The 11,729-nt window shown below is 66.1% G+C and carries 12 protein-coding genes and 6 tRNA genes; 14 read left to right on the top strand and 4 right to left on the bottom strand.

Features of this window, described 5'->3' with window-relative positions:
* Window positions 1-25 precede the first annotated feature (25 nt).
* From A7X97_RS00990 to A7X97_RS00960, 7 genes are all read left to right on the top strand, one after another.
* Window positions 26-298 carry an HU family DNA-binding protein gene (locus tag A7X97_RS00990; RefSeq protein ID WP_005408270.1) on the top strand — a complete coding sequence of 91 codons (273 nt, stop codon included), beginning with the start codon at window positions 26-28 and terminating at the stop codon, window positions 296-298.
* An 11-nt stretch (window positions 299-309) separates the two neighbouring features.
* Window positions 310-384 (top strand) — tRNA-Val (locus tag A7X97_RS00985).
* 26 nt (window positions 385-410) lie between these two features.
* Window positions 411-487: transfer RNA gene (locus A7X97_RS00980), tRNA-Asp, on the top strand.
* Window positions 488-569: 82 nt separating this feature from the next.
* A tRNA-Asp gene (locus A7X97_RS00975) sits at window positions 570-646 on the top strand.
* An 86-nt stretch (window positions 647-732) separates the two neighbouring features.
* Window positions 733-809, top strand: a tRNA-Asp gene (locus tag A7X97_RS00970).
* A 106-nt stretch (window positions 810-915) separates the two neighbouring features.
* Window positions 916-992 (top strand) — tRNA-Asp (locus A7X97_RS00965).
* Between the two features lie 183 nt (window positions 993-1,175).
* Entirely contained in the window at window positions 1,176-3,131 is a 1,956-nt protein-coding gene (locus tag A7X97_RS00960; protein WP_088496266.1) for a peptidyl-prolyl cis-trans isomerase, read from the top strand.
* A gap of 182 nt (window positions 3,132-3,313) precedes the next feature.
* Here A7X97_RS00960 and A7X97_RS00955 read toward each other — a convergent pair whose 3' ends face one another.
* Entirely contained in the window at window positions 3,314-4,516 is a 1,203-nt protein-coding gene (locus A7X97_RS00955) for a lytic transglycosylase domain-containing protein (RefSeq protein ID WP_072168262.1), read from the bottom strand.
* Complete coding sequence (gene gloB / locus A7X97_RS00950) at window positions 4,513-5,277, bottom strand: hydroxyacylglutathione hydrolase (protein WP_065177986.1); 765 nt, start codon at window positions 5,275-5,277, stop codon at window positions 4,513-4,515. Before gloB ends, A7X97_RS00955 begins: the two co-directional genes overlap by 4 nt.
* An 11-nt stretch (window positions 5,278-5,288) precedes the next feature.
* Here gloB and A7X97_RS00945 point away from each other — a divergent pair, with 11 nt between their 5' ends.
* The 3 genes from A7X97_RS00945 to dnaQ are packed head-to-tail and all read left to right on the top strand — an operon-like array spanning window position 5,289 to window position 7,134.
* A complete protein-coding gene (locus A7X97_RS00945) occupies window positions 5,289-5,933 on the top strand; it encodes a methyltransferase domain-containing protein (RefSeq protein ID WP_072168260.1) in 645 nt (214 codons plus the stop codon).
* 12 nt (window positions 5,934-5,945) lie between these two features.
* Window positions 5,946-6,398 (top strand): ribonuclease HI, encoded by a 453-nt coding sequence (gene rnhA, locus A7X97_RS00940; RefSeq protein WP_005408275.1) that lies wholly within the window; start codon window positions 5,946-5,948, stop codon window positions 6,396-6,398.
* Window positions 6,399-6,402: 4 nt separating this feature from the next.
* Complete coding sequence (gene dnaQ / locus A7X97_RS00935) at window positions 6,403-7,134, top strand: DNA polymerase III subunit epsilon (protein ID WP_049415209.1); 732 nt, start codon at window positions 6,403-6,405, stop codon at window positions 7,132-7,134.
* A gap of 69 nt (window positions 7,135-7,203) precedes the next feature.
* Here the strand turns inward: dnaQ and A7X97_RS00930 are convergent, their stop codons facing one another.
* Entirely contained in the window at window positions 7,204-7,908 is a 705-nt protein-coding gene (locus tag A7X97_RS00930) for a PP2C family protein-serine/threonine phosphatase (protein WP_061479956.1), read from the bottom strand.
* A gap of 165 nt (window positions 7,909-8,073) precedes the next feature.
* Here A7X97_RS00930 and A7X97_RS00925 point away from each other — a divergent pair.
* Together A7X97_RS00925 and A7X97_RS00920 are read left to right on the top strand one after the other, a co-directional pair.
* Window positions 8,074-8,164: transfer RNA gene (locus A7X97_RS00925), tRNA-Ser, on the top strand.
* A 541-nt stretch (window positions 8,165-8,705) separates the two neighbouring features.
* Entirely contained in the window at window positions 8,706-9,110 is a 405-nt protein-coding gene (locus A7X97_RS00920; protein WP_061479957.1) for a DUF6165 family protein, read from the top strand.
* An 18-nt stretch (window positions 9,111-9,128) separates the two neighbouring features.
* On the opposite strand, the gene A7X97_RS00915 is transcribed toward A7X97_RS00920, so the two are convergent.
* Complete coding sequence (locus A7X97_RS00915) at window positions 9,129-10,175, bottom strand: glycosyltransferase family 9 protein (RefSeq protein ID WP_111007460.1); 1,047 nt, start codon at window positions 10,173-10,175, stop codon at window positions 9,129-9,131.
* Between the two features lie 20 nt (window positions 10,176-10,195).
* On the opposite strand from A7X97_RS00915, the gene A7X97_RS00910 reads away from it, so the two are divergent.
* Both A7X97_RS00910 and A7X97_RS00905 read left to right on the top strand, forming a co-directional pair.
* Window positions 10,196-10,945 carry a 3-deoxy-D-manno-octulosonic acid kinase gene (locus A7X97_RS00910; RefSeq protein WP_111007459.1) on the top strand — a complete coding sequence of 250 codons (750 nt, stop codon included), beginning with the start codon at window positions 10,196-10,198 and terminating at the stop codon, window positions 10,943-10,945.
* Window positions 10,945-11,712: an MBL fold metallo-hydrolase gene (locus A7X97_RS00905; protein ID WP_072168256.1), complete on the top strand. Its 768-nt coding sequence runs from the start codon at window positions 10,945-10,947 to the stop codon at window positions 11,710-11,712. The genes A7X97_RS00910 and A7X97_RS00905 overlap by 1 nt, the downstream gene beginning before the upstream one ends.
* The last annotated feature ends 17 nt before the right edge of the window (window positions 11,713-11,729 follow it).

The raw sequence follows: 11,729 nt of genomic DNA, 5'->3' as shown, positions 1-11,729 counted from the left end.
CCCACCGCCAAAGGAGTTGTAGAGAATGAACAAGACCGAATTGATCGATGCCGTTGCTGAAGCTGCCGACCTGACCAAGGCAGAGTCCAGCCGCGCTGTCGATGCCGTCGTTGCTGCCATCACCAAGGCGCTGAAGGACGGCGATGCGGTCACTCTGGTTGGCTTCGGTACCTTCCAGGTCCGCGACCGTGCTGCCCGCACCGGCCGCAACCCGAAGACCGGCGACACCATCAAGATCGCTGCTTCGAAGAATCCGTCGTTCAAGGCTGGCAAGGCCCTGAAGGATGCTGTAAACTAAGCGGCTCGCTGGGGTGCTTAGCTCAGCGGTAGAGCGTCTCCTTTACACGGAGAGGGTCGGGGGTTCGAAACCCTCAGCACCCACCACAGCACCGCGGTAAAAGTTTGAGTGTGGAGCGGTAGTTCAGCTGGTTAGAATGCTGGCCTGTCACGCCGGAGGTCGCGGGTTCGAGTCCCGTCCGCTCCGCCATTCAACGAGGCCTCCGGCCAAAAGCTGGAGGCTTTGTTTTCTCCCCGGTCCAGGCCGGCTGAAAGCAAAAAGGTAACAACGCGGAGCGGTAGTTCAGCTGGTTAGAATGCTGGCCTGTCACGCCGGAGGTCGCGGGTTCGAGTCCCGTCCGCTCCGCCAGTACATCAAGGCCCCCGGTTCAAGGCTGGGGGCCTTGTCTTCTCACCGAGAGGTTCGGAGGAAGGCGAAAAAGTCTTTGCAAGAACGGAGCGGTAGTTCAGCTGGTTAGAATGCTGGCCTGTCACGCCGGAGGTCGCGGGTTCGAGTCCCGTCCGCTCCGCCATTGCAGACTTCTTAAGTCCCTGTGAAAAAACTTTGAAAAAAGTGTTCATCGGGCTGGGTTTCCAGAGAGTCTTCGGATATACTGGGCGCCTGCAAAGTTCAAGCGCGGAGCGGTAGTTCAGCTGGTTAGAATGCTGGCCTGTCACGCCGGAGGTCGCGGGTTCGAGTCCCGTCCGCTCCGCCAACTCTAAAAGCCCTCGGCGCAAGCCGGGGGCTTTTTCTTTGCGCCAGGATGTGGAGTTGGCCGACGCACTGGTGGTGCCTGCCTGCGCAAGTGGGCGCAGGCCGCGTCGGTGCTGCTTTTGGTCCCTGCGGCGAAGCGGGTTACACTGCCGGGCTCGCCAATCAGGCCTTGTGATTCCTCACCATGCTGCAGAAACTCCGCGACAAGACCTCAGGCTGGATCGTCACCGTGATCCTGGGGCTGCTGATGATTCCGTTCCTGTTCGTGATCGACAACAGCTACCTCGGTGGCGTTGGCGCACAGAACGTGGCCAAGGTTTCCGCGCCGCCCACCTGGTGGCGTTCGGCGCCGTCGTGGTGGCCGGTGCGCATGCTGTGGCAGCACCATGAGATCAGCTCGCAGGATTTCCGCACGCGTTTCGAGCAGGAGCGCATGCGTGAGCGCCAGCAGCAGGGCGACAACTTCGACCCGCGCGCGTTCGAGAGCACCGAGAACAAGATGGCCGTGCTCGATCAGCTGATCGACGAACAGGTCGTGCGTCTGGTCGGTGAACAGGCGGGCGTGGTGATCGGCGACGGCGCGGTGCGCGAGTACATCGCGACCATGCCGGCGTTCCTCGATTCGAACGGCAAGTTCAACGAGAACAACTACCGCCTGGCATTGGCCGGTGGCAATCCGCCGCGTACCCCGACCCAGTTCCAGGAACTGGTGCGTGAGAGCCTGCAGCAGTCGGTGATCCCATCGGGCCTGCAGAGCTCCGGCTTCGTCACCCAGGCCGAGACCGAGCGCCTGTTGAAGCTGCTGGGCGAAACCCGCGACGTCGAGCTGGCCGCGTTACCGCCCGTACCGGCCGATACCGCGCCGGTCACCGATGATCAGATCAAGAAGTGGTACGACAGCCACGGCAAGGATTTCCGCCAGGCCGAGAGCGTGTCGCTTGAGTACGTCGAGATCAACGGTGCGAACCTGCCGGCACCGACCCCGGCCGATGAAGCGACCCTGCGCAAGCGCTATGAAGAGGAAAAGGCAAAGTTCACCTCTCCGGAGCAGCGCCAGGCCGCCCACATCCTGATTACCGGCGCCGGTGCTGAGGCCAAGGCGAACAAGCTGCTGGCCCAGGCAAAGGCGGCCGGTGCCGACTTCGCAGCCCTGGCCAAGGCCAACTCCGAGGATCCAGGCTCCAAGGACCAGGGCGGTGACCTGGGCTGGGTGGAGCGTGGCGCGATGGGCAAGCCGTTTGACGATGCCCTGTTCGCGGCCAAGGCCGGCGACGTGATCGGTCCGGTCAAGACCGACTTCGGATACCACATCATCAAAGTGGCCGCGGTACGCGGCGGCGAAGGCAAGTCGTTCGAGGAAGTGCGTGACACGCTGGCTGCCGAGCAGCTGAAGGCCGACGGCGAGCGCGGCTTCAACGAACTGGCCGGTCGCCTGGTCGATGCCATCAACAAGAGCCCGAGCGATCTGGCGGCCGCCGCCAAGGAAGTGAACCTGCCGCTGCAGACCCTGGGCCCGATCACCCGCGCGACCGCCAGCGGCATCGCCGCTGACCCGGCCGTGCTGCGTGCCGCCTTCTCCGACGTGCTGGTGCAGGACGGTACCGCCAGTGACCCGATCGCCCTGGGCGGCGCGACCAACCACAGCGTGGTCATCCGTGTGGCTGCACACACCCCGGAACAGGCCCTGCCGCTGGACAAGGCCCGCGAACAGGTGATCGCTGCGATCCGTGCTGATCGCCAGCGCCAGGCCAGCGACAAGGCCGCCGATGCCATCCTGGCCAAGCTGAAGGCGGGCGCCACCCTGCAGTCGCTGGCCGCCAGCGAGAAGCTGCAGCTGAGCCCGATGCCGGGCCTGCCGCGCAGCCAGCCGGTGCCGACCCCGGAAATCAACCGCGCGATCTTCAGTGCGCCGGTGCCGGCTGAAGGCAAGCCGAGCTATGGCAAGGTCGACGTCAATGGTCACGCGCTGCTGTTCGCGGTGAACAAGGTCAATCCGGGCGACATCAAGGAAGTGACTGCAGAGCAGCAGAAGCAGCTGAAGGAACAACTGAGCCAGATCGACGGCATGGCCGCGGCCAAGGCCTACATCGAGGCGATGCGCAAGAAGTTCATGATCCAGACCACCGAAGCGAACCTGTAAGCCTCGCGGCGGCACCCATGAGAGAGGCCCGGCAATGCCGGGCCTTTTTTTTTGTGCGGGCGCTGCTGGAAATTGAATTGTAGAGCCGAGCCCATGCTCGGCTGGCCATGAACCCCGACAAGTCGCAGGCAAGAAAAAAGCCGAGCAGGGGCTCGGCTCTACAGGAGGGCCTGGCCTGCGCGTCAGTCTTCGACGCGCAACACGGCGCCCGGCTTCAGCACGCTGCTGCCGCTCAGGCCGTTCAGCGACAGAAGCGCCTTGACCGGCATGCCATAGCGGCGGGCGATGGTCCAGGCCGATTCACCATCACGCACGGTGTGGCGACGGCTGCGCGGACGATCGGCGATCGCGGCCACGGTCTTGGCGACCTGCGGCGTTGGCGAGGCGGCGGCAGCAGGTACGCTACTGGCCACCAGTGCGGTGGCGGTGTCCGCCACGGTCGCGCTGGCGGCCGAGACCGGCGCCAGCACGCGGGTGGTGCCGGACGAGACGCGCCCACCGCCCGCCAGGGCGGGGTTGAGGCGGACGATCCTGGCCGGGTCCAGGGCACGCTGTGCGGCCCACTGCTGGACGCTGGTGCCGGCGGGCAGGGTGTGGTCCTTCAGTACGGGCACGGTGCGGTCCAGCGAGGCCATGACACCTGGCTGGTCTTCCACATCTTCCAGCACGCAGGCCAGGGCATGCAGCTTCTCGACGTAGGCATGGGTGACCGGCGACAGGCCGGGCAGCGCCGAGGGCTTGGCGTTCTGCGCGTTCATGCCGGCCTTGCGCATCGATTGCAGCACGCGGTACTCGCCGGCGTTGTAGGCCATGGTGGCCAGGCGCCAGTCGCCGCCGAACATGCCGTGCAGGGTCTTCAGGTAGCGCACTGCGGCTTGGGTGGAATCGACCGCCGACAGGCGCCCGTCGTAGCCGTTGGCCATGGGCACGCGGTGATTGCGCGCAGTGGTGGCGATGAACTGCCACAGGCCGGTCGGGCCGCTGCCATTGCGTGCATTGGGCCGGTAACCGCTTTCCACGAACGGAATCAGCGCGAACTCGGTAGGCAGGTTGGCCTTGCGCAGCTCTTCGACCACATAGCCGAACAGCACCAGTGCATCGTCATCCTGGTTGGCCAGGCGCGACGGGGCGTGGGCGAACTGCTTCTGCCAGCGCGGGCTGGTGGCCTCGGCATTGCAGGTGGGCTCGGCCAGGCCGTCGCGGAAGCTGGAGAAGATCTCCTGGCCGTTGCGGACCGACGCGGCCGGCAACGCGGCCGGATCCAGCGGCAGGGCCGCGGCGGCGGTCAGGTTCTGGCCGATGCCAGCGCCCAGCGACTGGGCGCCGGCGGTTCCGGCCAGCCCCAGGACCAGGCCCAGGGCCAGCGGCAGACTTCGGCGCATCATGCGCGGAAGCCGTCTTTCCAGTGCCGGAGACCGGCCATCACGTCGACGTCGTCAACGACGTCACGGCCCAGGTGCGCCGACACCGACGCGCGGATCGGCGCAGTGTGCACACGCAGGAACGGATTGCAGTCGAATTCGCTGGCCAGGGTTACCGGCAGGGTGGAACGGTCATCGCGGCGCATGGCCAAAGCCTCCTCTTGGCGCTGCCGCAAGGCAGCGTTGGCGGGGTCGACATGCCGCGCGAAGACGGCATTTGACACGGTGTACTCATGAGCGCAACAAAGCAGCAGTTGCGCGGGCAAGGTACCCAGCTTGCGCATCGATGCCAGCAGCTGGGACGGCGTACCTTCGAACAGGCGTCCACAGCCCAGGCTGAACAACGAATCTCCGCTGAAAAGATGTTCAGCAGTGTGAAACGCGATGTGGCTGCGGGTATGCCCGGGCACGGATAGTACGTGGAACGCCTGACCCAGTGCCTGAACGCGTTCACCTTCGCCGACCCGTTCGGTTGCCGTGGGGATGCGCTCCTCGACGGGTGCGATCACCCGGACTCCAGGAAAACGTGCCTGCAGCACCGGCACGCCACCGATGTGGTCATCGTGATGATGGGTGAGCAGGATCGTGTCCACGCGCAGGCCCTGATCGGCGAGCGCAAGCACCGGCGCGGCATCGCCGGGATCGACGACCACGGCGTTACCGTCGTCGTCGATCAAGGTCCAGATGTAGTTGTCCGCAAATGCGGGCAGGGCAGTCAGTCGCATAGAATTGGACCATGCCCGCGCTGCAGAGCACCCGTCAAGCGAGCCAGACCCCGTGGTTCGACAGCGAACCGGCGGAAGCCCTGCGCGTTCTGGAGCGGCAACTGCTGCTGCCGCAGCTGTCGTTGCTGCCGGTGCAGCCCTGGCTGTGGATCGCGCCGAGTGCCGCATGGCTGGACGATGCGCAGCTTGGCGGGCGCGGCCTGCGCCTGTACCGGCAGGGGCACGGCTATGCCGGCGACACCCGCTGTGCGTTGCCGCTGCCGCTGGCCAATGAAAGCGTCAATGCGGTCGTGTTGCAGCATGTCACCGCAGCTGACGCTGATCGGTTGCTCGATGAGTGCGAGCGCGTGCTGATGCCGGGCGGCCATCTGTGGCTGAGCAGCCTCAACCCGTTCAGCCCTTACCGCAGGCACTGGCGCCAGCACGGGCTGGTGGTGCGCACGCCGCAGCGGATCCGCCTGCTGCTCGGCCGCCACGGGCTGGAGTGCGACGATATGCGTTTCCTCGGCCCGCTCTGGCGCGGCGCCGGCAGCCGTCGCCCGGGCGGTTGGTCGCCACTGCGCGCGGCCTGCCTGTTCCATGCTGAAAAGCGAACGCTGGCCCTGCCCGGGCCGAAACCGTTGCCGGTGCGTTGGCACGGCACCGTTGCTACCTGATCTGGAGTTGTATTGAAAACCATTGAAATCCACACCGACGGCTCCTGCCTTGGCAATCCTGGCCCCGGCGGCTGGGCTGCACTGCTGCGCTACAAGGGCCACGAGCGTGAACTGAGCGGCGGCGAAGCGCACACCACCAACAACCGGATGGAGCTGATGGCGGCCATTTCCGGCCTGGAAACGCTGACCGAGCCGTGCAACATCGTGCTCTACACCGATTCGCAGTATGTGCGGCAGGGCCTGACCCAATGGATGCCCGGCTGGATCCGCAAGAACTGGAAGACCGCCGGCGGCGACCCGGTGAAGAACCGCGAGCTGTGGGAGCGCCTGCATGCGGCGACGCTGCGGCACCAGATCGACTGGCGCTGGGTGAAGGGCCACTCCGGCGATCCGGACAATGAGCGGGTGGATACCCTGGCGCGCAACGCGGCCATCCAGATCCGCGACGCCAGCCCGGTAAACTGAGCCCATGCGTCAGATCATCCTCGATACCGAAACCACCGGCCTGGAGTGGAAGAAGGGCAACCGCATCGTCGAAATCGGCTGCGTGGAGCTGTTCAAGCGCCGCCCGACCGGCAACAACTACCACCAGTACATCAAGCCGGACTGCGAGTTCGAACAGGGCGCGCAGGAAGTCACCGGCCTGACCCTGGAGTTCCTGGCTGACAAGCCGGATTTCGCGCAGATCGCCGATGAATTCCTGGCCTTCATCGATGGCGCCGAGCTGATCATCCACAACGCGGCGTTCGACCTGGGCTTCCTCGACAACGAGCTGTCGTTGCTGGGCCCGCAGTATGGAAAGATCACCGATCGCTGCACGGTGATCGATACCCTGGTGATGGCGCGCGAGCGCTTCCCGGGCCAGCGTAATTCGCTGGATGCGCTGTGCAAGCGCCTGGGCGTGGACAATTCGCACCGTGCGCTGCATGGCGGCCTGCTCGACGCGCAGATCCTGGGCGACGTCTATATCGCGCTGACCTCGGGCCAGGAAGAGATCGGCTTCGGCCTGGGCGACGATGACGGTGGTGGCGCCGGTGCCGCGCTGCAGGCGTTCGATACCAGCAAACTGCTGCCGCGCCCACGCGTGGTGGCCACCCCGTCTGAGCTGGAAGCGCACAGCGCGCGTCTGGAACGACTGCGCAAGAAGGCCGGCTACGCCTTGTGGGATGGCCCGAAGGTGGAAGAGCCCGCCAGCGCGTAATGCCTGGCATGGGGTACTGCCGGACGCTGGCCGGCAGTGCCGTATCCACGCATGGCGTGGATCTGCCGCTTAATGGCAGCGCACCAGGATCACGCTGATGTTGTCGCGGCCACCGCCGTCGAGCGCGGCCGCGACCAGCGTGTCCACGCATTCCTGTGCGCTGGCATCGTCGAAGGCGAGGGTGCGGGCGATGCTGCGGTCGTCCACTTCCTCGGTCAGGCCGTCACTGCACAGCAGCAGTTGCATGCCTGGGCGCAGCTCACCGCTGGTGGTGGCCACGTTCAGATGTGCAGGATCGGTCACGCCCAGCGCCTGGGTGACCACGTTGCGATGCGGATGCGCGCGTGCCTGCTCGGCCGTCAGGTTGCCCTGCGCGACCAGCTCCTGCACCACGCTGTGGTCCTGGCTGAGCTGCGCCAGCTGACCATCGCGCCACAGATACGCACGGCTGTCGCCGACCCATGCCACTTCGTAGCGATTGCCCTGCACGCGTGCTGCGACCACGGTGGTGCCCATCGGCAGGGTGTCGTTGCGCCTGCGCGAGGCGCGGATGATCTCTTCGTCGGCGGTGCGGATGGCGTGGACCAGCGGCGCACCACGGCGGATCTCGCGCACGATGGTTTCGCGGGCCAGCGCGCTGGCCACCTCGCCGCAGGCGTGGCCGCCCATGCCATCGGCCACCAGCCACAGGGCCAGCTCGCTGTCACCGTAGTAGGTGTCTTCGTTGAGCTCGCGGCGCAGGCCGGGGTGGGTGAGGTGTCCGAATTCGATCATGGTGTGCGGGGGCGGGGTATTGCTGGGGAGACAGGCATCATCGGGGGGCTGCAGGCATCCGGCAAGGCATGCACTCAGGAAATTTTCACTTCGTTGACCGGAATGACTTGTCGCCGGCCTCGCTTCCTCGTATGATGCGCGTCCCCGGTCCGCCGGGGACCACCCGGAGAGGTGGCAGAGTGGTTGAATGTACCTGACTCGAAATCAGGCAGGCGTTTATAGCGCCTCGGGGGTTCGAATCCCCCCCTCTCCGCCAGACAAAGAAAAAAGCCGCCCACTGGGCGGCTTTTTTCTTGGCCAACGTTCGGGGGATGCAGGCGGTTGTTGTAGTGATCGACACCTCTGATGCGGGGGGATGAGAACCCCCGACGGGGTTCGACGGTTCTGCAGGAGCAGAACCGGACAGCCGTAGGCTGGCCCTGGAGCGCGTAGCGCGGAAGGGGCGGGTGCATGGATGCACCCGACAATCCCCCCCTCTCCGCCAGATAAAGAAAAAGGGCTGCCGAAAGGCAGCCCTTTTTCTTTATCTGGCGCGGGACGCGACGCGCTCTGCGCGTCGCCCCACACGTTGCTGCGCAACGTGTGGGCCCCTCCCTTTGCTGGCCTCTCCCCGCCCCTGTCGGGGCAGCCCCTCAACAGAGGGGCTTGGTCCTCCAGATGCATCACGGGAGATCCGCGCGGTGCGTGGATGCTGTTCCTGCTGGCAGGCTCATCCACGCATGGCGTGGATCTACCCGGGATATCCGTGCGGACGCTGCGGGTTACCATGTACGCATCACCTGCTGGAGCTTTTCCCGATGACCGCTGAAATCCTCGTCCCCGTTTCTTTCGGAGAGCTGCTGGACAAGATCTCGATCCTGCAGATCAAGTCCGAGCGCATCAGCGACGAGGGCAAGCTGGCCAATGTGCGCAGGGAGCTGTCGGCGCTGGAGCAGACCTGGATGGCACACCCGGCCGCGGTGAAGGACATCGCCAGGCTGCGTGCCGAGCTGAAGGCGGTCAACGAGCAGCTCTGGGACATCGAGGACGACATCCGGCTGAAGGAGAAGGCGCAGGCGTTCGACCAGGGCTTCATCGACCTGGCGCGCAGCGTCTACCTGCGCAACGACGAACGCGCACGCATCAAGAAGGCGATCAACCTGGCGCTGGGTTCGGCGTACGTGGAAGAGAAGTCCTATCAGGATTACGCGCAGCGCACGTGATCCCGGGCAGTCCGCCGCTCACCCCAGGTGGTCGGCGACGTAGCGTTCGAAGGCGGCGATACCGTCTTCGACGGTAATCAGTTCCATCACATCGTCGAATTCGATCTTGGTGCCCCACTTCAGATCGGTGGCCTGCTTGGCCAGGTACTTGCGCGCTGCGTCGTCGTAGCGGTCCACGCAGTAGCGGCGGTCCGAGTACGGGCCACTACGGTTCGGGTTGCTGGCCGCATGCAGTCCCAGCACCTTGGTGCCCATTGCGTTGGCGATGTGCATCGGGCCCGAGTCCGGGGTCATCACCAGGTTGGCGCGGGCCAGCAGGGCGGGCAGCTGCTTGAGCGTGTCCTTGCCGACCAGGTCCAGTGCCGGCGTCTGCAGCTGCGCTTGGATCGCATCGGCCATGTGGCGCTCCAGTTCGCTGCGGCCACCGCACAGCACCACCCGCCAACCGCGCTGGACGGCATGGTTGGCCACCGCGGCGTAGCGGTCGGCGTACCAGTTGCGGCGCACGTGGCTGGAACAGGGTGAGATCATCAGCACCGGGCGGCCATCGTCCTGCCACTGCGCGGCGGCCCACTCGAAGGCAGACGGCGGCACGGCCAGATCCCAGCTGACTTCGGTCTGGCGCAGGCCCAGCGGCTCGCAGAAGCTGCCGATGGCATCCAGCACGTGGATGCCGGGGCGATCGGGAATACGCTCGTTGATGAAGAGCCCGTGCAGGTCCTTGGAGCGGCTGCGGTCGTATCCGATGCGGCGCTCGGCCGGAATGAAGGCCGACAGCAGGTTGGCGCGGAACGCGACCTGCATCTGCAACAGCGCTTCAAAGCGCCCCGGTGGCAGTTGCCTGCGCAGTTCCTTGACCCCGGCCATGCCGCTCTTCTTGTCGTAGGCATGGAAGGTGACGCCGGGCAGGCCGCCAAGCAGCTTGTGGCCAACCTTGTCGATGATCCAGTGGATCGGCGTGTCCGGGCGCGCAGCCTGCAGGGTGCGCACCAGGGGCACCACGTGGGTGACGTCGCCGAGTGCGGACAGGCGCAGGAGGCACAAGGAGGAGGACGCTGATGCCATGTGTTGTTAGACTCAATGAAATGGTCGCATTCGACGCCAATGAAGCGCTGACGCCATGCCGCGAGGGTCGCGGCATCGGGGCCATTCTGTTCGACCGCGAGCGGCTGCGGCAAGCCGATATTGGCCTGTTCTCGCCCAAGCACTGGGGCAGCAAGGCCCGCCCGGTGGGCGAGGGCGGCCGCGGCAGCGCCTGGTTCGTCGATGCGCCGTTCGGTGCCAGCGTGCTGCGCCACTACCTGCGCGGCGGCATGGCGGCCCGGATCAGCCTCGACCAGTACCTCTGGCGCGGCTCGGACCGGACCCGCAGCTTCGCCGAATTCCGCTTGATGCGCGCGCTGCGCGAGAAGAAGTTGCCGGTGCCACGGCCGATCGCCGCGTTCTACATGCGCGAGGGCCTGCGCTACCGGGCCGCGATCCTGATGGAACGGATCGAGGGCGTGCGCTCGCTGGCCGACCGCGCACTGGTTGCGGGCCGGGGCGCGCCCTGGGAGGAGACCGGGCGGCTGATCGCCCGTTTCCACCGTGCCGGCCTGGACCATGCCGACCTCAACGCGCACAACATCCTGTTCGATGGCAGTGGCCATGGCTGGCTGATCGATTTCGACCGTGGGGTGATCCGCATCCCGGCCACCGGCTGGCGCGAACGCAACCTCAAGCGGTTGCTGCGCTCGCTGATCAAGCTGCGCGGCGAGCGCAGCGTGGAAGATGTGCAGAAGGACTACGCACGGCTGCGCCGTGCCTATGACATGGCCTGGAACCGGGGCACCTGATGGACTGGTCGTTGCGTTTCCTCGGCGTCGGCAACGCGTCGGCGGTCGAGCTGGGATCGCCGATGTCGGTGATCGAGCGCGGTGGTCGCCCGTGGCTGACCATCGATTGCGGCGGTGAAGGCCTCACCGCGTTCAAGGCGCACTACGGGCACATGCCGCAGGCGCTGTTCGTCACCCATGTGCACCTGGACCATGTGGCCGGCTTCGAGCGCCTGTTCGTGGACACTTTCTTCAATGCGAACCGGCGCGGCAAGGTGCGACTGTACGTGCCTGCCACGGTGGTGCCGCTGCTGCACAAGCGCATTGGTGACTATCCGAACGTGCTGGCCGAGGGCGGTGCGAATTTCTGGGATGCCTTCCACCTGATCGTGGTGGGCGAGGCGTTCTGGCATGAGGGGGTGCGCCTGGAGGTGTTTCCGGTGCGCCATCACTGGCCGGAGACGGCCTATGGCCTGCGCCTGCAGGGCGCGCTGACCTGGAGCGGCGATACCCGGCCGATTCCGGAGATGCTGGCGCGCTACGCCAACGACAACGAACTGATCGCCCACGACTGCGGCCTGCACGGCAACCCGTCACACACGGGCGTGGACGACCTGGAGCGTGAGTACAGCATCGAACTGCAGGCGCGGATGATGCTCTACCACTACGCCAGCGTGGCCGATGGCCAGGCGCTGGCCGCGCGCGGGCACCGCGTGGCGCAGCCGGGGCAGTGCGTGCCGCTGGCCGACCCGACCGCGCCGCACGTACTGGTGCAGGATCCGCCGTGAGCAGGACCGGCCAGCCC

The sequence above is a fragment of the Stenotrophomonas sepilia genome, from assembly GCF_003244875.1.
GTDB classification, from domain to species: domain Bacteria; phylum Pseudomonadota; class Gammaproteobacteria; order Xanthomonadales; family Xanthomonadaceae; genus Stenotrophomonas; species Stenotrophomonas sepilia.
Note: the sequence above shows the minus strand (reverse complement) of the source record. Positions and strands in the feature narration are given on the sequence as shown.